Annotated in this window: 20 protein-coding genes; 16 read left to right on the top strand and 4 right to left on the bottom strand. The window is 44.0% G+C overall.

The genetic code is table 11. The annotated features are described in order from the left end of the window. The first annotated feature begins 6 nt into the window (after nucleotides 1-6). The 8 genes from AAAH86_RS02230 to AAAH86_RS02195 all read left to right on the top strand — a co-directional run bounded on the left by AAAH86_RS02230 (nucleotide 7) and on the right by AAAH86_RS02195 (nucleotide 8,526). On the top strand, nucleotides 7-1,317 hold the full coding sequence (locus tag AAAH86_RS02230) for a RagB/SusD family nutrient uptake outer membrane protein (RefSeq protein ID WP_343485868.1): 1,311 nt from the start codon (nucleotides 7-9) through the stop codon (nucleotides 1,315-1,317). 71 nt (nucleotides 1,318-1,388) lie between these two features. Further along, entirely contained in the window at nucleotides 1,389-2,903 is a 1,515-nt protein-coding gene (locus AAAH86_RS02225) for a family 10 glycosylhydrolase (protein ID WP_343485867.1), read from the top strand. Further along, the gene (locus AAAH86_RS02220; protein WP_343485866.1) at nucleotides 2,900-3,382 is read left to right on the top strand and encodes a GNAT family N-acetyltransferase; all 483 of its coding nucleotides are present in this window, start codon (nucleotides 2,900-2,902) and stop codon (nucleotides 3,380-3,382) included. The genes AAAH86_RS02225 and AAAH86_RS02220 overlap by 4 nt, the downstream gene beginning before the upstream one ends. Continuing rightward, nucleotides 3,379-4,659 carry an MFS transporter gene (locus AAAH86_RS02215; protein WP_343485865.1) on the top strand — a complete coding sequence of 427 codons (1,281 nt, stop codon included), beginning with the start codon at nucleotides 3,379-3,381 and terminating at the stop codon, nucleotides 4,657-4,659. The genes AAAH86_RS02220 and AAAH86_RS02215 overlap by 4 nt, the downstream gene beginning before the upstream one ends. Next, a complete protein-coding gene (locus tag AAAH86_RS02210; protein ID WP_343485864.1) occupies nucleotides 4,652-6,202 on the top strand; it encodes a glycoside hydrolase family 3 protein in 1,551 nt (516 codons plus the stop codon). The genes AAAH86_RS02215 and AAAH86_RS02210 overlap by 8 nt, the downstream gene beginning before the upstream one ends. Then, complete coding sequence (locus AAAH86_RS02205; RefSeq protein ID WP_343485863.1) at nucleotides 6,195-6,860, top strand: methyltransferase domain-containing protein; 666 nt, start codon at nucleotides 6,195-6,197, stop codon at nucleotides 6,858-6,860. The genes AAAH86_RS02210 and AAAH86_RS02205 overlap by 8 nt, the downstream gene beginning before the upstream one ends. After that, nucleotides 6,857-7,951, top strand: a complete 1,095-nt coding sequence (locus tag AAAH86_RS02200) for an anhydro-N-acetylmuramic acid kinase (protein WP_343485862.1) — start codon at nucleotides 6,857-6,859, stop codon at nucleotides 7,949-7,951. Before AAAH86_RS02205 ends, AAAH86_RS02200 begins: the two co-directional genes overlap by 4 nt. Nucleotides 7,952-7,992: 41 nt before the next feature. Further along, complete coding sequence (locus AAAH86_RS02195; protein ID WP_343485861.1) at nucleotides 7,993-8,526, top strand: hypothetical protein; 534 nt, start codon at nucleotides 7,993-7,995, stop codon at nucleotides 8,524-8,526. A 72-nt stretch (nucleotides 8,527-8,598) separates the two neighbouring features. Here AAAH86_RS02195 and AAAH86_RS02190 read toward each other — a convergent pair whose 3' ends face one another. The 4 genes from AAAH86_RS02190 to AAAH86_RS02175 all read right to left on the bottom strand — a co-directional run bounded on the left by AAAH86_RS02190 (nucleotide 8,599) and on the right by AAAH86_RS02175 (nucleotide 13,526). After that, the gene (locus tag AAAH86_RS02190) at nucleotides 8,599-9,807 is read right to left on the bottom strand and encodes a multidrug effflux MFS transporter (protein WP_343485860.1); all 1,209 of its coding nucleotides are present in this window, start codon (nucleotides 9,805-9,807) and stop codon (nucleotides 8,599-8,601) included. A gap of 237 nt (nucleotides 9,808-10,044) precedes the next feature. After that, a complete protein-coding gene (locus AAAH86_RS02185) occupies nucleotides 10,045-11,586 on the bottom strand; it encodes an acyl-CoA carboxylase subunit beta (protein ID WP_343485859.1) in 1,542 nt (513 codons plus the stop codon). Nucleotides 11,587-11,591: 5 nt separating this feature from the next. Further along, a complete protein-coding gene (accC, locus tag AAAH86_RS02180) occupies nucleotides 11,592-13,034 on the bottom strand; it encodes an acetyl-CoA carboxylase biotin carboxylase subunit (protein WP_343485858.1) in 1,443 nt (480 codons plus the stop codon). A 6-nt stretch (nucleotides 13,035-13,040) separates the two neighbouring features. Beyond that, a complete protein-coding gene (locus tag AAAH86_RS02175) occupies nucleotides 13,041-13,526 on the bottom strand; it encodes an acetyl-CoA carboxylase biotin carboxyl carrier protein subunit (RefSeq protein ID WP_343485857.1) in 486 nt (161 codons plus the stop codon). A 191-nt stretch (nucleotides 13,527-13,717) separates the two neighbouring features. Between AAAH86_RS02175 and udk the strand changes: the two genes are divergently transcribed. The 8 genes from udk (at nucleotide 13,718) to lepB (ending at nucleotide 21,132) form a co-directional block, all read left to right on the top strand. Next, on the top strand, nucleotides 13,718-14,326 hold the full coding sequence (udk, locus tag AAAH86_RS02170; protein WP_343485856.1) for a uridine kinase: 609 nt from the start codon (nucleotides 13,718-13,720) through the stop codon (nucleotides 14,324-14,326). Nucleotide 14,327: 1 nt separating this feature from the next. Beyond that, a complete protein-coding gene (locus AAAH86_RS02165) occupies nucleotides 14,328-14,660 on the top strand; it encodes a septum formation initiator family protein (protein WP_343485855.1) in 333 nt (110 codons plus the stop codon). Continuing rightward, a complete protein-coding gene (locus tag AAAH86_RS02160; RefSeq protein WP_343485854.1) occupies nucleotides 14,653-16,065 on the top strand; it encodes a methylmalonyl-CoA mutase subunit beta in 1,413 nt (470 codons plus the stop codon). Before AAAH86_RS02165 ends, AAAH86_RS02160 begins: the two co-directional genes overlap by 8 nt. Before the next feature lie 173 nt (nucleotides 16,066-16,238). Beyond that, nucleotides 16,239-17,012, top strand: coding sequence for an AAA family ATPase (locus tag AAAH86_RS02155; protein ID WP_343485853.1), 774 nt, complete (start codon nucleotides 16,239-16,241; stop codon nucleotides 17,010-17,012). Next, the gene (locus tag AAAH86_RS02150; RefSeq protein WP_343485852.1) at nucleotides 17,013-17,924 is read left to right on the top strand and encodes a ParB/RepB/Spo0J family partition protein; all 912 of its coding nucleotides are present in this window, start codon (nucleotides 17,013-17,015) and stop codon (nucleotides 17,922-17,924) included. It abuts the gene before it with no gap. Continuing rightward, nucleotides 17,917-18,582, top strand: a complete 666-nt coding sequence (locus tag AAAH86_RS02145) for a DUF5683 domain-containing protein (protein ID WP_343485851.1) — start codon at nucleotides 17,917-17,919, stop codon at nucleotides 18,580-18,582. The genes AAAH86_RS02150 and AAAH86_RS02145 overlap by 8 nt, the downstream gene beginning before the upstream one ends. A 3-nt stretch (nucleotides 18,583-18,585) precedes the next feature. After that, the gene (gene dapB, locus AAAH86_RS02140; RefSeq protein WP_343485850.1) at nucleotides 18,586-19,287 is read left to right on the top strand and encodes a 4-hydroxy-tetrahydrodipicolinate reductase; all 702 of its coding nucleotides are present in this window, start codon (nucleotides 18,586-18,588) and stop codon (nucleotides 19,285-19,287) included. Between the two features lie 138 nt (nucleotides 19,288-19,425). After that, the gene (gene lepB / locus AAAH86_RS02135; protein ID WP_343485849.1) at nucleotides 19,426-21,132 is read left to right on the top strand and encodes a signal peptidase I; all 1,707 of its coding nucleotides are present in this window, start codon (nucleotides 19,426-19,428) and stop codon (nucleotides 21,130-21,132) included. The last annotated feature ends 17 nt before the right edge of the window (nucleotides 21,133-21,149 follow it).

The following is a 21,149-nucleotide window of genomic DNA, read 5'->3' as shown; positions in this document are numbered from 1 at the left end:
AAGAAAATGAAAAGTATATATAAAACATTCATAGTAGTTATTCTTTTGACATCGATTTCTTCATGTGATAAGGAATTTATAGACCCAATCAACATTTCTGACCCCGAAGTAGAAGGTAGTGTTGACAATCTAATTCGGTTAATCAATGGCATTCAACAACGCTACAGCACTGATAGGGCAGGTGCAATTTATAACACCGTAACTGCCTCTGGCTTGACTGCAGATGAACTTAGGCTCATAAATCCTGGAAACTTAGCTGAGGCAGAGTTGACCAACGGTGGAAACGAAATTTCAATAAATAATGGGATTGTCAGAAATCTTTGGGGCGAGTTGATGTTGGTTCGCAGAGAAGCCTTGACCGTGTTGGAAAGTGCTGATGCAGCTGCATCTGATGAAGCTGAGGCCAATAGCTTAAAGGCGTATGCACTTTTTTATCGAGCTTTGGCGAATGGAAGCTTAATCCAGTTTTTTGAGCAAGTCCCCTTAGCAACAGAAAAAGAGGCACAATTCAATACAAGAGCCGAAGTATTGGCAGATGTTATTACAGATTTGAATACAGCGCTAGGTTATGTTCAAGCTGGAATATCCTCAAGCGTGTCCGGAGGTGTGTTTCAATCTGTAGATTTAGAAAATTCCATCCAAGCATTATTGGCGAGATACCATCTCATGGCAGGTAATTATCCTGAAGCCATAAATGCTGCAGGAGCGGTAGATTTGTCAGTACAGTCTACTTGGACCTATGATGCTGCGGTACCGAACCCTATTTCAGAGACGTACGGTACAAACAACGTTGTAGAAGCGAAAAATGATGAATTTGGACTTCCAGATGATTTGCTTCCTGATCCGGCGGATGAGAGAATCAACTTTTATGTGACCATTGCCAATGATCCTTCGACAAACGAAGATGCATTCTTTGCGGTGGGCTTCTTCGATGATAATCTGGATGATATTCCTGTTTATCTTCCTGGGGAAATGTCACTCATCAGGGCAGAGGCATTTGCAAGACAGAACCAAATTACAGAAGCCATCAGTGCACTTGACGGGGTATTGACCAAGACTGCTGCAGAGGATGCGTTTGGCCTTGGTGCCAATCTCCCGGCATATTCGGGTGCTGCAACCCAAGAAGCTGTTTTAGAAGAAATATATCGCAATAGAAGAATAGAACTGTTCATGACGGGCATGTCATTGGAAGACAGTCGAAGGTTCGATAGACCAGGACCAACCGATCCTGATGCAGAAAGAAATAGAAATTTTTATCCCTATCCTGATACTGAAAGAGATAATAACCCGAATACCCCGGCCGACCCTGCCATATAAAAATTGATTTTTAAGTTTGTTAATTAGTTTCAAAGGCCTACAATACATTAAGTAGGCCTTTTTTAATCAGTATGCAAAAACCGCTTTTCATAGTATTATTATGCCTATTCTTTTTGGCTGCTTCTTGTTCTGGTCTCAAATACGAGAAGTATCCCAAGGAAGAATTCCGAGGGGTCTGGGTCGCCACTGTGGTCAATATCGACTGGCCCAAAAATGGCAATGACCACGTAGCCAAGCAAAAAAAGGATTTTCTTCGCATTCTTGATTTTTATGACGAGCTAAATTTTAATGCCTTGATTGTACAGGTGCGTACGGCCGGAGATGCTTTTTATCCCTCTGAAAAAGCGCCTTGGTCACGGTTTCTGACAGGCAAGGAAGGGCAACCAAAACAGAGGTTCGAAGACCCATTGCAGTGGATGCTCGACCGCACCCACGAACGGGGCATGCAGTTTCATGCATGGTTCAATCCCTATCGTGCGACGTTTGACTTAGACACGACCCTACTCGATACTACAAAACATGATTTTTATAAGCATCGGGATTGGATGCTGAAATACGGAAAAAAGTACTACTACAATCCGGGTATCCCTGAAGTATGGGAGCACTTGACCGAAGTGGTGGCCGAAGTGGTCAAAAATTATGATGTTGATGGGGTGCATTTTGACGACTATTTCTATCCCTACAAAATACAGGGTGAGGTTTTCAATGATTCTTTGGAGTATGCGACCCATGCCCTACCCAACCAAACATTGGGAGATTGGCGACGCAGCAACGTCGATTCATTGGTCAAAAATGTACATCAATCCATTCGGCACAACAAACCATGGGTTCAGTTCGGTATCAGTCCGTTTGGGGTTTGGAAAAACAAATCGACTGACCCGCTTGGTTCAGACACCAAAGCTGGCCAGACCACTTATGAAGATTTATACGCCGACCCTTTGCTTTGGATGGAAAAAGGATGGATTGACTATATCGTTCCTCAGGCGTACTGGAGCATGCACTACCCTGCCGCTTCCCACGAAAAAATAGCGACATGGTGGGCCAGCCAAACAGAAGACACCGAATTGTACATGGGCAACGGCCCCTACAAAATCAGGAACAATGCCGATGAGGCTTGGAACGATAAAAAAGAATTGCCCAAACAGTTGGCCATGGCCAGAAACCTGCCCGAAGTTCAAGGCAATGTGTTCTTCAGCGCCAAGTCTTTGATGGGGCAACATGAAGATGTGGTCAAGTTTCTGAGGAAAAAATTCTACAAATATCCTACTGCTTTTCCAATTGAAAAGAATGAAGCATTGACCGAACGGCTTCCTGCTGTTGCCAAGCTATCAAAAAAAGGAAAAGGTATTGAACTCTGTGTTTCCCATTTTGATTCCATTCCCCGGTTTGTGTCAATTTACGGATTGAAGAATCCATCCAATCCCAAAGAAAAACAATTTTTACAACGGGGCTATATTCCTAGAAATGAATCCGAAAGTTGTATTTTCATTGCATCCCGAAAGTTTAAATATCTCGGATTTAGCATCCAAGACATGTATGGAAACAAAACTGAACTGCAAACCATTAATCTAAAAGAAGCTTTATGAATGACATGTTGGTGCGGTTGGTGGATTTGCCCAATATTTCCGCTGAAGAAAAAAGCCTTGAGGAGAACGAAAAAATCATCTTTAGAAGACCCATTGCCCCAGAAAAGTCCATTGTCGTAAATTGGGTGCGAGCGCACTTTTCCGAGAATTGGGCCGATGAGGTTGCTGTGGCATTCGCAAGCTCACCGGCAAACTGTTACATCGCACAACGCAAACAAGAAATTTTAGGCTTCGCCTGCTTTGAATGTACGGCCAAAAACTTTTTTGGGCCTACCGCCGTGCTCGATACAGAACGTGGTAAGGGCATCGGCAAACTACTTTTGGTCAAAGCTTTGCAAGGCCTTAAACAAATGGGGTATGTCTACGGCATCATTGGTGGGGTCGGCCCTGCAGACTATTATAAAAAAACCGTCAAGGCCAAAATCATTGAAAACTCTGAGGTCAGTATTTATCAGAATCTATTGAAACACAAAAAATGACGGGCATCCCAAAGAACAAAAATGCCTGGTATTGGGTTCCGTTGTTGTACTTTACCCAAGGCATCCCCTACATCATGGTCGTTACGGTTTCGGTCATCATGTACAAACGTTTGGGCATCAGCAATGCCGATATCGGGCTGTATACCAGTTGGCTGTACCTGCCATGGGTCATCAAACCGTTGTGGAGTCCTTTTGTGGATTTAAAGAGCACCAAACGCAATTGGTTCTTGTTGATGCAGCTCATCATCAGCTTGGCATTTTTGGGCATCGGCCTAACGCTGCAGACCAATATCTTTTTCGTGACCACGCTGGCCTGCTTTTGGATGGCCGCCTTCGCCTCTGCCACCCACGATATTGCGGCAGATGGCTATTATCTTATTGGGCTGACCGAAAAAAAGCAATCCTTTTTTATTGGGGTACGCAGCACATTTTATCGATTGGCGATGATTACTGGGCAGGGGCTTTTGGTCATTCTTGCCGGGTTTTTGGAAAATCAATATGGTGACAATGCCAAGGCCTGGTCAATGACCATGATCTGTGCAGCGGTGTTGATGTTGGCTTTGACCATTTCCAACTTTTTTGCCACCCCAAAATTTGAGTCCGCTTTTTCGAAAAGTCTCGAAAAACCCACCAGTTTTTTCGAAGTATTCGCTTCGTTTTTCAAGAAAAAACAGATTTGGCTGGGCTTGGCATTCGTGCTCACGTATCGCTTGGGCGAATCACAGTTGGTCAAAATGGCGTCACCCTTTCTGTTGGATGAGAAAGAAGCAGGTGGGCTGGCACTCTCCACCGAAGCTGTTGGAACCATCTACGGCACGGTCGGGCTCATCATGCTTTCATTGGGGGGCATCTTGGGCGGCATATTGATTTCAAGGGATGGACTCAAAAAATGGATGTTACCCATGATCTTGGCGCTCAACCTGCCCAATGTGCTGTATGCGATTTTGGCCATTACCAAAACCTCAAGCTTGGTCGCCGTGGTGGGCACTGTGGTGCTGGAGCAGTTCGGCTATGGCTTTGGCTTTGCCGCATTTTTAATGTACCTCATCTATTTGGCTGAGGGTGCCTCAAAAACCAGTCATTATGCCATTGCCACTGGCTTTATGGCCTTGGGCATGATGCTGCCGGGCATGATCAGTGGCTATGTGCAAGAGTGGTTGGGCTATGGCGGATTCTTTATTTGGGTGGTCATTGCGGCCATCCCGGCCATCATATTGCTTCAGTTTTTGAAATATCCTGCAGATTATGGAAAAAAATCAACGGTAAACGATGGTTGATTTGATGACATATCAAGAGGCTGCCAAAAAAATGACCCTAGCTGAAAAACTGGGGCAGTGTTTTATGCCCGCAGCCTTTATCAACGATACTGAAGAAGAGGTGCGGAACATTGAGACACTGATTGCGGAACACCACATCGGAAGTATTTGTTTTTTTCACAGCCGAGCCAGTGCCGCCACCAATTTTGAAGGCAAAAAGAAGGTGGTGCACAACGAAAAAAGCTATGAACGCCTGTTGCAACTGATCGAACGGTATCAAAAAGCAGCTAAATATCCATTGCTCATTGCCATTGATGCGGAATGGGGCTTGGCCATGCGCATCGAAAATACGCCACAATATCCGTACGCATTGACGTTGGGAGCCATGCAAAATCGGGCTGATCTGGTTTTTGAGGTGGGTCGACAAATCGGAATGGATTGCAGAAAAGCGGGAATCCACTGGAATTTGGCACCCGTGGTCGACATCAACCTGAATCCTGAAAATCCGGTGATTGGCTATCGCTCTTTTGGTGCCGATCGAGAAAAGGTCACCGAATATGCGTGTGCCTACCTCGATGGTATGAAGTCTGTCGGAATCCTGAACTCCGTCAAACATTTTCCAGGGCATGGCGACACGGCGGTGGATTCGCACTTGGGGCTTCCAAAAATCGATAAGGACCAAAAAACGCTGCTCCAGCAAGAGCTCTATCCCTTTAAAAAACTGATAGCGCATGGGGTGGATTCGGTCATGGTGGGGCATTTGGCCGTTCCCGCCTTGAGCGGTGGTAAATCCATATCCGCTTCCATATCCAAAGAAATCATCACCGATTTTTTGAGGAAGGAATTGAAATATAAAGGGCTGATAATTTCAGATGCCCTGAACATGCATGCCATTTCAAAGGATTTTTCGCAGGAAGGTGATGTGGAATATCAAGCGTTTGCGGCCGGCAACGATGTGCTCTGTTTTGCCGACAACGTTGAGGCGGGCATCAAAAAAATAATGGAACATGCTGCGCCACATCGCATCGAGAGCAGTTTTGAGCGTATCTGGAAGCTCAAACAGAAGGCATTTTCGGTGGACGGGCACGACACAACCATTCCAAAAGAAACAAACCTCAACCATCAATTGGCCAAGGAAAGTTTGACATTTTTAAAGGGTGCCAAAAAAGATTTGGACAATTTTAGAAAAAGCGGTTTTCACTATGTTCAATTCGGAGATGCCAAAAACAACTTTTTTGCGTCTGAACTGCAATCCTATCAAAGCAACCCAAATAGCTGTGTGCTGGGTATTTTTCCACCAAACGCAAAGCCCAAGGGCAATTTTGGCTTCACGGATATGCAAATTGACGCCATTAACAGAATGGTGCTTGAAAAGGATTGCGTTCTGTATTTGTTCGGAAATCCTTTCTTTTTGAATTTATTGGATTGGCAAAAAGCACAGGCCGTTATCGTGGTGTATCAAGATTTCAAGGAATTTCAAGAAGTGACCCTGCAACATTTTTTAGGAAAATTAGATGCTAAGGGAAAACTTCCCGTGACCTTAAATGTTTGGCAAAATGGATGACCCCATCATCAAATCGTGGAACGAGAATGCCGAAGAGTGGATTTCATTACTCTCAGGTGGCGGTATCGAGTCAAGAAAATATACCAACGAGGCCATTATTGAAGCAATCAAGGGCACAGAGGCAAAAAAAGCGGTTGACATCGGTTGTGGTGAAGGCTGGTTGACGCGGCAAATGACCGAGATGGGCATCAGTGCCATGGGCATCGATGCCATTGAACCACTTTTGAACAATGCCCGGAAAAAAGGTTCGGAGACCTACCTTCAAATGACGTTTGAAGAATTGATCGCTGGAAAAATCATTGAAAAAGGTCCGTTTGATTTGGCAGTTTACAATTTCTGCCTTTACAAAAAAGAGGGTTTGAAAGAACTGATGCGGCAGACCCTTAAAAATCTCTCCGATGATGGAAAAATCCTGATACAGACGCTGCACCCCTATTTTTTGATAGCAAACGAATTGCCGTACAAATCACAGTGGCTTGATGATGCTTGGAAAGGGCTGCCCGGAAACTTTGTCAGCGGGCATTCTTGGTATGCACGAACCATAGAAGATTGGGCCAACAATTTGGGCCAAATTGACAATGTTACTTTGCGCTTGCAAGAGGTCGTAAACGATGAATTGAAGCCTATATCCATAATCTTTACATTGCAGAAAATATGAAAAAATATAATATTCTCGGTATGATGTCGGGCACCTCTTTGGATGGCCTCGATATCGCCCATTGTGAACTTTGGCAAGAAAATGGGCAGTGGAACTACAGCATCCATCAGGCGACAACCATCGGCTATTCCGAAAAGCTGAAAGAACGACTCAAAAACGCCATTCATCTCTCGGAAAAGGAACATGAACAGTTGCATCTTGATTACGGAAAATGGTTGGGCGAGCAGGCCAAAGATTTTATCTCAAAACACGGCTTGAAAATCGATTTTATCGCCAGCCATGGCCATACTTCGCACCACAGGCCCGATGAGGGTATTACCTTTCAGTTGGGTGAAGGGCAAGAATTGGCCAATGCATCGGTGCAACAGGTGATTAACAATTTCAGGACCTTGGATGTAAAACTGGGCGGACAGGGTGCCCCTCTGGTACCCATCGGTGACGAACTCCTATTCGGAGAGTATGATTTTTGCTTGAATCTGGGCGGTATCAGCAATATTTCCTTTAAAAAGGATGAAAAACGAATTGCCTATGATATTGGCATGGCCAACATGCCCTTGAACCACATCACCCAAAAAATTGGATTGGAATACGATGAGAACGGAAAATTGGCGGCTTCGGGAAAACTGATACCATCATTACTTGAAGCACTGAACACATTAGATTATTACCAACTGCCCTACCCCAAATCTACAGGTTACGAGTGGTTTACAGAAAAAGTGCTTCCGCTCATCGAACACTCCGACGCTTCACCCGAAGATTTATTGCACACCCTTATTGTTCATAATTGCGAACAGATATCCGTAGAGCTGAAAAAAAACAGCGCTAATACAGACACGACAATATTGGTATGCGGTGGTGGAGCCTTCAACGATTTTTTTATCCAAACCCTAGAAGAAAAACTGAACGGCCAGTGCAAAGTTGTCGTTCCCAATAAAAAACTCATCAATTTTAAGGAGGCCTTGGTCTTTTGCCTCATGGGTGTTCTCAAAAATGAGGGGGAAATCAATGTGCTCAAATCAGTGACCGGGGCAACTCAAGATTCGTGCAGTGGTGAAATTTTTTATACCAAAGTCACCGATAACGAACTGTAACAAATCCATGACAAAATCGTCTTGTGTGAAAGGCTTAGACGATGAAAACCTGTTTTCCAATCTTTTTCTCTCTTTTTATCACCGTATCCTCTTTTTCACAAGCAAATACAGCACCTCAAATTTTATGTACTTCCAATGAAAAACCCTATCGTGACTTTGATTTTGTGTTAGGAACGTGGGATTTTTTAACTGTCAATGGTAAAAAGATTGGCGAACAAATTTATACAAAACGTGAAAATGGCTGTTTGATTCTTGAGGAGTGGATCACAAATTCTGGAAGTTCGGGCACAGGAATGAGCTTTGTAGACCCAGCTACAGGACTTTGGCGACAGGTATGGATGAGCCCAACGTTCCATATAGACTATTCAGGAAGTCTTGACGAAAACGGAGATATGGTGCTCGAAGGAACCATGTATCCCAATAATGGTGAAAAAAGTTCCCCGGTAAGGGGTGTTTGGTCCAGGCAAGATGATGGTTCCATCAAACAGGAGTTTCTTAAATACAACGATGTATCTGAGAAATGGGAGTCTTTTTTTCTAGGCTATGCCCATAAAAAGACAACTACCAACGACTAATAATAAAAAAATGGAATCTACCTTTGGCTATTTATAATCGGAATAAAAAAGTAGACAGCACTATGCAGAAGCCTACACGGCCACCAATCTTTTTCTTCTTCTGGCGACCAAAATAATCGCCACGGAAAGAAATCCACAAATGGAAAGGCCCAAAAACAATGGCAGGGCCGTTTTATCCAAATAGGAACCGATCCACGAAGCGATGGGCACTGAAATCATGGTCGAAACAAAGCCGTTGATGGCAGCACCGATTCCCGCAATATGTCCGATAGGCTCCATGGCAATGGAGCGAAAATTGCCCCACATAAAGCCCAAACAGAAAAACTGAAAGAACAGAAAAGACACCAAAACCACAACACTGGGGTTGGGCGAATTCCAAAAAAGTAAAACATAGACCAATGCAATGCAACTGAACGCAATGGTGGCCGCCAGCGAAAGCTTTCGCATGCCAAAACGCAACACCATGGTACCGTTGGTGAAGGTTGAGGTGCCAATCGAAATTGCCAAGGCGGCGAAGAGATACGGAAAAGCCTCACGCATGCCGTATTGGTCTTCAAAAATATGTTGGGCAGAACTCAGGTACACCAAAAACGCCCCTGTCACCAAACCGGAAATAAAGGTAAACGCCACCGTTTCGGGAAAACGTAACATTTCTTTGGTGCCCGCCACAAAACTTTTCAGTGAAAACTTGATCTTGTATTCCGGGTGTAGCGTTTCGGGTTGGCGTTTCCAGAACCATATCCATAGCATCAATGCCAAAAACAAATGCACATAAAATATGGTCTGCCAATTGAACAAATCTAGAATCAACTTTCCGATAGCGGGTGCCACCACGGGCACCAAAATGAAAAATGCCGTTACAAAAGACATCACGCGGGCCATATAGTCACCCTTGTACAAATCACGAATAATCGAAATGGCAATGGTTCTGTGGGCCGAAAGTCCAATCCCTTGAAGAATTCTACCGATGACCATCATCTCAAGGTTTGGCGCCGACAAACAAATGACACTGGCCACGCCAAATACGACAAAACCGGCATAGACCATGGGTTTGCGTCCATATTGGTCAGAAAGCGGCCCAAAGAAGAGTTGCCCAAAACCCAAGCCCAAAAAAATCATGGTCACAAAGAGTTGGTGCTCAGCGGAATCGTAACTATTTATCGTCTCTCCAATATTGGGTATGGCGGGCAATAGGGTGTCAATGGCCAAGGCCACAATTGACATCAAAGACGCCATCAAAGCGATAAATTCGAAATTAGGTTTGTCAGCACTTTTTTGCATTCGGCAAAAGTACAGCTACCCCTTTAACTGGTGAAGTTTTAGGTGTGATTGTTTTGTTAAGGAAAAAGCTTAGAAAGCTTACTTAAAAGTCATGAAAATGTCAATTTGAGCCTTTCGGCTGCGCTCAAGACAGGCTAAAATCGAAAAGCTGTCATCATGTTGATTTTCAATTCGGTTTCGACTGCGCTCAACCTGACAATAATGATTATTTCGGCTTTTGAGACAGCTTCTTGTTTTTTACAACGGAATATTCCCATGCTTTTTCCATGGGGCTTCCACTTGCTTGTTTTCCAACATGGCAAAAGCCTTCAATAATTTTCTACGGGTATGCTCTGGCAAAATCACCTCATCAATGAAGCCCCGTCTTGCCGCACGATAGGGATTCGCAAATTTATCCGCATACTCAGCTTCTTTTTCCTTGAGCTTTGCTCCGGGGTCGTCGGCAGCGGCAATTTCGCGCCTAAAGATAATTTCACTGGCACCCTTGGCCCCCATCACGGCAATCTCAGCGGTTGGCCATGCAAAATTGAAATCGGCCCCAATATGTTTGGAGTTCATCACATCATAGGCCCCACCGTATGCTTTTCTCGTAATAACGGTCACCCTTGGCACCGTCGCTTCACTTAATGCGTATAATAATTTTGCTCCATTCGTGATGATGGCATTCCACTCTTGGTCAGTACCCGGTAAAAAGCCCGGCACATCGACCAAAACCAAAAGGGGAATATTGAAGGCATCACAAAAACGGGTAAACCGAGCCCCTTTAATGGAGCTGTCCACATCAAGAACCCCGGCCAATACCATAGGTTGGTTGGCGACGATTCCGATGCTTCGGCCACCCAATCGGGCAAAGCCTGTGATGATGTTCTCCGCATAATCTTTATGTATTTCGTAGAAGGAATCTTCATCAATGATGCCCGCTATTACATCGTGCATGTCGTAGGGTTTGTTGGGATTGTCTGGCACAATGTTCCGCAACTGTTCTCGAACTTCATCTCCCAACCCATAGGGTAACTTTTCTGGTTTCTCTTGATTGTTTTGTGGCAAATAAGACAATAGTTTTTTGATGTCTTGCAAGCAAGCCGCGTCGTTGGGTGATGTCTTATGGGCCACACCAGATTTTGAAGCATGGGTGCTTGCACCGCCCAACTCTTCTGAAGTCACCTCTTCATTGGTAACCGTCTTGACCACGTTTGGGCCCGTGACGAACATATAACTTGTTTGTTCGACCATAATGATAAAGTCTGTCATGGCAGGAGAATAAACTGCCCCGCCAGCACAGGGACCCATCACGGCTGAAATCTGTGGTATCACTCCTGAGGCCTGCACATTTCGATAAAAAATATCAGCATAACCGCCCAAAGACTTTACCCCTTCCTGTATTCGGGCCCCACCAGAATCGTTCAGACCAATTATGGGTGCCCCCACCTTCATTGCCAAATCCATCACCTTACAAATTTTTTCGGCATGGGTTTCAGAGAGTGCGCCACCGAAAACTGTGAAATCCTGTGCGTACACATAGACCAATCGCCCATCAATGGTACCATACCCGGTGACCACACCATCACCAAAATAGATTTCTTTGTCCATGCCAAAATCAGTGGTGCGGTGGGTGACCAAAATACCCATTTCTTCAAACGAGCCCTCATCCAAGAGATAATCAATACGTTCCCTTGCCGTCAATTTCTTTTTGGCATGCTGCTTTTCAATACGCTTTTCGCCACCACCCAGATGGGCCAGTGCCATGCGCTCTTCCAGTTTTTTTAACTTATCATCCATTGAAATCAGTTTGTAGGAAGTTTTAGTTGTTTTTGGTCTCCAAAATAGCGCTGCAAGACAGCCAGGGCAGCGATTCTCGCTTCTTGTTCCTTGGCTTGCTGAATCATTTTTGGAGCGTAGTAGTCTTTGACAAAGTGCGTATCAAAATTACCTGAACGGAAGGCTTCGTGCTGCATGACAAAAGCCCCAAAAGGCAAGGTCGTTTGGACTCCTTCCACCTCATAGGCCTCAATGGCCTTGGTCATCAACGCTATGGACTCTTCACGGGTCTTGCCATACGTGATCAATTTGGCCAACATCGGGTCGTAGTAGATAGGTATATCCATCCCCTCTTCAAAACCATTGTCGACACGAATGCCTTCACCTGCGGGCAATCGGTAGCGTTTCAACCTTCCGACACTCGGCAAGAAATCATTCAAAGGGTCTTCGGCATAGACCCGAAGCTCCATGGCATGCCCATTTATCTTCAGGTCTTCCTGCTCAAACGGTAATACTTCATCACGGGCCACTTTGATTTGCAGCTCCACTAAATCCACTCCAGTGATGAGTTCAGAAACAGGGTGCTCCACTTGTAAACGGGTATTCATTTCCAAGAAATAAAACTTATGGTCGGCATCCATCAAAAATTCGACCGTACCCGCCCCAACATAATCACATGCCTTGGCAACTTTGGTGGCCGCAATGCCCATTTCGTTGCGCAGTTCTGGAGTCAAAATGGATGACGGTGCCTCTTCCACAACTTTTTGGTGACGGCGTTGAATGCTACATTCACGTTCAAAAAAGTGTAGAATATTGCCATGGGTATCGGCCATCACCTGAATTTCAATATGTCTGGGGGAAGTGACATACTTTTCAATAAATACGGAACCATCACCAAATGCAGAGGTCGCCTCACTTATGGCACGTGTCATCTGTGATTCAAGATTTTCTTCTCGGTCAACGATGCGCATCCCCTTTCCACCACCACCTGCAGAAGCTTTTATCAGGATGGGAAATCCGATTTCCTTTGCGATTTTATGGGCCTTGTCGACATCGGTTATGGCCTCTTCGATTCCTGGAACCATGGGGATGTCGTATTTTTTCACGGCCTCTTTGGCGGCAAGTTTGCTTCCCATTACCCGAATAGCGTGGGATTTCGGACCAATAAAAATCAGTCCATTTTTTTCTACAGCTTCTGCAAAGTCTGCGTTTTCACTCAGAAAACCATATCCAGGGTGAATGCCATCCACATCTAAATCCAAGGCAACCTTAATTATTTTATCACCCAACAAGTAGGATTGATTGGATGGCGGTGGCCCCAGACACACCGCCTCATCCGCAAATCGAACATGGGGGGCATTTCTATCAGCCTCTGAAAAAACAGCTACCGTTTTTATGCCCATTTTTTTTGCTGTCCGCATCACGCGAATAGCAATTTCGCCCCTATTGGCGACCAATATTTTGTTCATAACCTCTTATTCAAAAGTGATCAATGTTTGTTTTTTCTCTACTGCCTGTCCTTGTTTTACAGTGATGCTTTTTATGATTCCGTTTCGGGGAGAGGTAATCGTATTCTCCATTTTCATAGCCTCGAGAATCAGCAGGGCATCACCTTCTTGTACTTCTTGTCCTTTAGCAACAGGCACCTCAAGGATAAGGCCTGGCATAGGAGCCTCAATGCTACTGACCAAACTTGCCGAATTCAGGGCAAATCCCATTTCATTGATCAGCAAATCCAACGGATTCGCAATTTCTACCACATAACTGGTATTGTTGACCTTGACCTGATATGTTTTTCCATTGAAATCTTCTGAAACAAAACTTACATGGTACGATTGGTTATTTTCCAATATATGAAGGGAATCTGTTCCGGTTTTGACCGAATCCAAAGATTTCAGATCGTTTTCGGCCAATTGAAACTCATATTGATTATTGACCTTGAGTTTGTATTTTTTTTCCATGTGGATTAAGGATATCTGAAGTGTTTTCTAAGATAACTCTTTCATCAAAACTAACCTGAAATGTTTCGTGATTTCATGAATAATGTCATATTCCCAACAGTGCTTTTGTTATATCTATGTATTGAAAATTGGGCAAACCCTGACTTCAAGAGATGCTTTCAAATGTGTACATTTGGGTCAAACTTTCATCAATGCTCATCATTGGAATAGCGGGGGGTACAGGTTGCGGTAAAACCACCGTGGTCAAACAGATTGTGGATGAACTTCCCAAAGATACGGTGGGGGTCATTTCGCAAGATTCTTACTATAACGACCTCTCGCACCTCACGAAAGAAGAACGGGGCAAGGTCAACTTTGATCACCCCAATTCCATTGATTTTGAGCTGCTGATTAAGCATTTGAAAGAGTTAAGGGAAGGTAAATCCATTGAAAAACCTAAGTATTCTTTTGTCGAGGAAACGCGGTTGGACGAAACCGAAACGGTAAGTCCTCGAAAAGTCATGATCATTGAAGGCATACTCGTGCTGAGCAACCCAGAGCTGCGGGAGCTCTTTGATATCAAAATCTATGTGCATGCCGATTCTGATGAACGCCTCATACGCAGATTGCAGCGTGACATCAAAGAACGTGGCCATGATTTGGAAAAAGTGCTCCACCGCTACCAAACTGCGGTAAAACCCATGCACAACCAATTTATAGAACCTTCGAAAGAATTTGCCGACCTCATCATACCCAACAACCATTACAACACGGTCGCGGTCGATATGGTGCGCACCATCATCAACGATAAATTAAAATAGGATGGGCTGGAGGGAACTGAAAGAAAAAAAATGGTTCAAATTCATGACGAACACCTATGTGTTGGTATTGACCATTTTTGTGATATGGATGCTCTTTTTTGATACCAATTCATTGTTGATCCACCACGAACTACGAAAAGAAATCAAAAAATTGGAAAGCCAAAAGCAATTTCTGGAAACCGAGATTGCCAAGGATAAAGAAGAACTAGAAAAACTATCGACCAAAGATGGGCTCGAAAAATATGCCCGTGAAAAATACTATATGAAGCGGGAAAATGAAGAAATTTATCTCATAGAGTACGAAGACAGTGTAAAACAGAAGAAAAATGACTGATGCATCCCTTTTCGGTGAATTTTCAAAAGTTTCTGCCAAAGAGTGGAAACAAAAAATACAATACGATCTCAAAGGCAAGGATTACAACGAAACCTTGGTGTGGGAATCTGTGGAAGGCATTCAGGTAAAACCTTTTTACACCGATGAGGATGTAAATGAAGGCACACCATTTGAGATTGCCAAGAATCACAATTGGCAAATTGCCCAAACGATTTATGTCGGGGATAACAAACAGGCCAATCAAAAGGCACACCGGGCAATCGAAAGCGGCGTAGAGAGGCTTATTTTTACTATTGTCGATGCCTCCGTTTCATGGGAAGCCCTGTTGTCAGATATTGACCTGGCCACTACCCTATTGCATCTTGACTTTCAGTTTTTGGATGTTGCTGCGGTCAAAACCCTTTTAACATTTGTGGATGTAAAAAAGGCAAATATCCATCTAAATATCGACCCGCTCGGCCATCTTGCCAAAACTGGAAATTGGTTTCACTCCAAGGAAAAAGACCACCATCTTTTGGATGAAATTTATACCCTGTGCCAAAACAGAGCTGAAATCTCAATCCTTTCTGTAGATGCATCCCGCTATCAAAATACAGGTGCAAACATCGTACAGCAATTGGCCTATGCATTGTCACATGCCAATGAGTACCTGAACCACCTTGATGTCACTTCGAGCGCAGTCGAGAAGTCTTTATCTGTAAATTTCAAGGTCGCCATCGGTGGCAACTATTTTTTTGAAATTGCAAAATTGCGTGCCTTGAGATGGTTGTGGAAATCGTTGACCTCTGAATACGGTATTGATGGGGCTTGCCACATTCTGGCCGTTCCCTCACGAAGAAACAAGTCCGTTTACGATTACAACGTCAACCAATTGCGCACCACCACGGAATGTATGGCAGCTATCTTGGGCGGTGCCGATACGGTTTGCAACCTACCCTACGATGCGCTGTACAAAAAAGATAATGAATTCTCAGAACGATTGGCCAGAAACCAATTGCTGGTCTTGAAGAATGAGAGTTATTTTTCTGAAGTGGCCCATGCTGTCAATGGTACTTACTACATCGAAACCTTGACCCAACAACTTGCCGAAAAGGCACTACTGTTGTTTAAGCAACTGGAAAAAGGGGGGGGATTTCTTTCGAACTTGAAAGAGGGCACCATCCAAAGGAAAACTAAAGAGAGTGCCGAGAAAGAGCAACGTCTCTATGATTCGGGTGAACTGCCACTGGTTGGAAGCAATGTGTACCAAAACGATGCCGACAAGATACAGCATGAGTTGGAACTTTACCCCTTTGTAAAAACCGAGAAACGCAAAACCGTAATTGAACCTATCATTGAAAAACGATTGGCAGAAGCATTGGAACAAAAACGATTGGTACAAGAAAAAACCGCTAAATCAAAATAGAAGGCCGAGGTAATTTCGTTCGATTTATTCCAATTTTTTGGCTTTTATGATTTGGTAAACAAAGGTTTAACTTTATTTAACCCAAAATAGCCCCTTTGTTCATTTACTGTTGACAAATTCCATTCTTTGGCGTTGTATTTAATTGTATTTTTAGCCCCTAACTTACTTGAAAAATGGGCAAAGTAATTGCGATTGCAAACCAGAAAGGAGGGGTGGGAAAAACGACCACAACGGTAAATCTTGCAGCCTCTCTTGGCGTGTTGGAAAAAAGGGTGTTATTGATAGATGCAGACCCCCAGGCCAATGCCACTTCTGGTCTCGGCATTGATGTAGATGGGGTTGAACAAGGCACGTACCAATTGTTGGAACATACGCTGTCGGCAAGTGATGTGATTGTTAAGACCGACTCTCCCAACGTAGATTTGATTCCGGCGCACATAGACCTTGTTGCCATAGAAATAGAGCTGGTCGACAAAGACAATCGTGAGTACATGCTCAAAGAGGCACTTTACGATATCCGAAATGCTTATGATTATGTGTTGATTGATTGTGCCCCCTCATTGGGGCTTTTGACGCTCAACGCATTGACTGCCGCAGATTCTGTCATTATACCCATTCAATGTGAATATTTTGCGCTTGAAGGCCTTGGCAAGCTGTTGAACACCGTGAAAAGCGTTCAGAAAATCCATAACATTGATTTGGATATCGAGGGTATGCTCTTGACCATGTACGACTCAAGGCTCCGTCTTTCAAACCAAGTGGTCGAAGAGGTCAAAAAACACTTTGCCGATATGGTATTTGACACCATCATTCAACGAAATGTCAGACTCAGCGAAGCTCCCAGTTATGGAGAAAGTATCATAAAATATGATGCGAGCAGCAAAGGAGCGGCCAACTACTTGAATTTGGCCAATGAACTGCTAAAAAAGAACAAAGCGATAGTATAAATGGCGAAGGCAACAAAAAAGCAGGCCTTGGGCAGGGGCCTATCTGCGCTTTTAAAAGACCCAGACAACGACATTAAATCGGTAAGCGATAAAAATGCTGACCAGGTCATTGGTAACGTGGTCGAGTTAGATATCGATACCATTGAGGTCAATCCTTTTCAGCCAAGATCTAACTTCAGCGACGAGGCGCTCAAAGAACTGGCCAGCTCTATACGAGAGTTGGGCATCATTCAGCCGATAACGGTCAGAAAAGTGGATTTTGACCGCTACCAATTGGTATCCGGTGAACGACGATACCGCGCCTCGAAAATGGTCGGGCTAAAAACGATTCCTGCCTACATAAGAATTGCCAACGACCAAGAATCGTTAGAGATGGCCTTGGTCGAGAACATTCAGCGGCAAGACCTTGATCCTGTAGAGATTGCCCTCTCGTACCAACGCTTGATAGAAGAAATAGAGGTTACCCAAGAAAAACTCAGCGACAGGGTCGGCAAGAAACGATCGACCATTACAAACTATCTGCGGTTGCTCAAGCTTGACCCAATAGTGCAGACGGGTATGAGAGATGGGTTCATCACCATGGGGCATGGCCGTGCGTTGGTGAATATTGAAAAAAAGAAAGATCAGATCTCACTGTATGAAAAAATTGTTTCTGACGCACTTTCAGTCAGGGACACAGAAAAATTGGTCAAAGAATACCAACAAGAAAAAACAGGAGGTACGACCAAAAAACCAACGTCAAAGACCAAAGAATTGCCGGGCTTTATTGAAAAAAGCATAGATGATATCAGAGAGCATTTGGCCGCCAAGGTCGATGTTTCCGCTTCAAAAACGGGCAAGGGCAAAATTGTCATCCCTTTTCATTCAAAAGAGGAATTTCAACGCCTCAAAAAATTGTTGTCAGGTGATTAAGCAATTTTTCTTCGTGTTGGTTTTTTCCTTCGGAATACCTTTCTGTTTTGCACAAGAGGATGAGAAAAAGGAAAGCCCGAAAGATACCGTTCAAAACCCGGTGGATTCCCTCAGAACCGATTTGAAACGAAAGGGTGTGACGGTTGATGCGGTCAGTTTTGAAAAAAAGCCCATCAATCCGTTGGCCCCGAGCAAAGCTGCATTCTACTCGGCAGTGATACCGGGGCTTGGCCAAGTTTATAATAAACGTTATTGGAAAGTACCGATTGTCTATGGGGCTTTGGGCACTAGTATCTATGTGTATTCGTTCAACAATACCGAGTACAACCGCTTTCGCAATGCGTTTAAAAGAAGGCGGGCCGGGTTTACCGACGATGAATTTTTTGATATAAACGGAGATGGCAATCCCAATGGAATGGCCGACGTTTCCGATGCAGCTCTCGAAGATGCCCAAGAACGTTTTCAGCGCGATCGTGATCTTGCCCTGCTCATTACCATTGTTCTATATGCCCTAAACGTCATTGATGCCAATGTTGATGCCCATCTAAAGCAATATAATGTGGATGAAGACTTGGTTTTGGACATCAAGCCGTATCTCGATTTGAATCCCATTGATTCAAATCCCAATTATGGCCTCACGATGATTGTAAAATTTTAGTCCATGAACATTGCGCTATTCGGCTATGGAAAAATGGGCAAAATGATTGAACAGCTCGCCGTCCAAAGAGGGCATTTCATTGTCGCAAAAATTGATGAGCATACCAAAAGTGTCGATTTCTCGGCTATGGACGTTGCCATTGATTTCAGTATACCTGAATCAGCTTTTAAAAACATCACGAATTGTTTTGATTATGGCGTACCCATAGTTTCGGGTACTACGGGCTGGTTGAAACAGTACGATAAAGCCGTAGCGTTATGCAAAGAAAAACAGGGTGCCTTTATTTATGCATCCAATTTTAGCCTTGGGGTCAATCTATTTTTCGAGCTGAATGCCAAACTCGCCCAAATGATGGGGCCTTTTAAAGATTACAAAGTTGCATTGGAAGAAATACACCACACCCAAAAGCTGGATGCCCCCAGTGGCACTGCCATCACCCTCACCGAAGGCATCATATCCAATTCAAGTTACAGTGCCTGGAAGATGGAAAATGCTTCAGAAAATGAAATTCCAATCATTTCAAAACGAATCGGTGATACTCCCGGAACACATTCGGTACACTATGATTCGGCTATTGATTCCATCGAAATCAAACACATTGCCCATAATCGTCAAGGTTTTGCACTCGGTGCCGTAATCGCTGCGGAATGGCTTGTGGGCAAAAAAGGGGTCTTCACTATGAAAGATGTACTCGGCCTTCAGTAAGCTACTTTTGGCAAAGCCTGCGAAGTATTGAAAAGAACCCTTGGTTTTGATTTTGACACGACATTCGTAACATTCAAATCTCGATTATCGAGTACGTAACAAAATGTATCTTTGCACGTCTAACACCAAAATTCTGACATGAACGGAACCCAGTGGATCATTTTCATTCTGATAGTACAGGTCATTCATTTTCTTGGCACTTGGAAATTGTATCTCAAAGCAGGAAGAAAAGCTTGGGAAGCCGCTGTACCCATTTATAATGGCATCGTTTTGATGAAAATCATCAGAAGACCGGCATGGTGGGTGTTTTTATTGTTCATACCCATTATCAATTTGTTGATGTTTCCCGTGGTGTGGGTCGAGACCATTCGAAGTTTTGGCAAGAACAAACTCATCGATACTTGGTTGGTCATATTGACGCTCGGTTTTTATATCTACTACATCAACTACTTTGAAGATGTAAAGTATATCGAGGATAGAAGCCTCAAACCAAGAACAGGCCTTGGCGAATGGGTAAGCTCCATCGTATTTGCGATAGTCGCCGCCACTTTTGTACACACCTATTTTATTCAACCCTATGTGATTCCAACAGGTTCGTTGGAACGTACATTGCGCGTCGGTGATTTTCTCTTTGTGAGCAAGTTTCACTATGGCGCACGAGTGCCGATGACGACAATCGCTGCGCCCATGGTACATGATACTATCCCCGGATTGGGCATTCGTTCCTATCTTCGAAAGCCCCAACTGCCTTACATGCGCTTACCCGGATTTCAAAAGGTCAAAAAGAATGACATCACAGTTTTTAGTTGGCCAGCGGATACTGTCAGGGTTTTCTTTAAGGCTGAAAAAGGAGTGGAAAAACCGATTGACAAAAAATCCAACTATGTGAAGCGTACCGTTGGAACGCCAGGCGACTCGTTGGAGGTCATTGATGGCTTTGTACACATCAACGGAGAAAGGCTTCAACTTTCAGATAGGGCCAAAGTAATGTATGACCACACAGTCTACGGAAGCAAGGGGGTATCTACACGTTTATTGAACGAGGTCGATGCCACCGACTATTTTCGATTTTATGTCCCAACCGGATTAAACCAAAACCAATTGAATGCCCTTCAACAATTGGGCTACCAAGTAGGTGGAGATGGGCAGGGCAATCCTAAGATCTATACCGATGAAAATGGCATTCCGCCCAACATCATCAGGCAATTGCGTCTTTCTTTAAAAGAAGAGATTCCTACAGAACGCGTTGCCAATATGACCTTGGCGATTGCCGATGAGTTGCAAAAGAAAGAAGGTATTGATTCTGTAGTTATGAAGATAGCGCCCAAAGGACAACCGGGAATCAATGTTTTTCCGCAAAGCCCCTATTATAAGTGGAACACAGACAATTTTGGACCCATTTACATACCAGAGGTTGGTGCAACTGTAGCAATAAATAAGATGACCATCCCTTTGTATAAAAAGATTATTCAAGATTATGAGAATAATGACGTCAAAGTCACCGCTGACAAGGTCTATATAAATGGAGAAGAAGCTAACTCATACACTTTTAAGCAAAACTACTATTGGATGATGGGTGACAATCGTGACCATTCAGAAGACAGTCGTTCTTGGGGCTATGTTGCCGAAGACCACATTGTGGGCAAGCCCGTATTTATTTGGTTGAGCTTTGATAATTTTCAAGACGGCATCCGTTTTAACGAAAAACCCAGATGGGACCGTATTTTCACCACTGTTGGTGGCGATGGCGAACCGATCTCCTACTTTAAATACTTTTTGATTGCCCTAGCAGGTTGGTTTGTTTTTGACTTCTTTAGAAAGCGAAGAAAGAAAACTGAAGGGTGATTTGAAAATGGTTTAAT

It is taken from the genome of Allomuricauda sp. d1, from assembly GCF_039592695.1.
GTDB lineage: Bacteria > Bacteroidota > Bacteroidia > Flavobacteriales > Flavobacteriaceae > Flagellimonas_A.
Note: the sequence above shows the minus strand (reverse complement) of the source record. Positions and strands in the feature narration are given on the sequence as shown.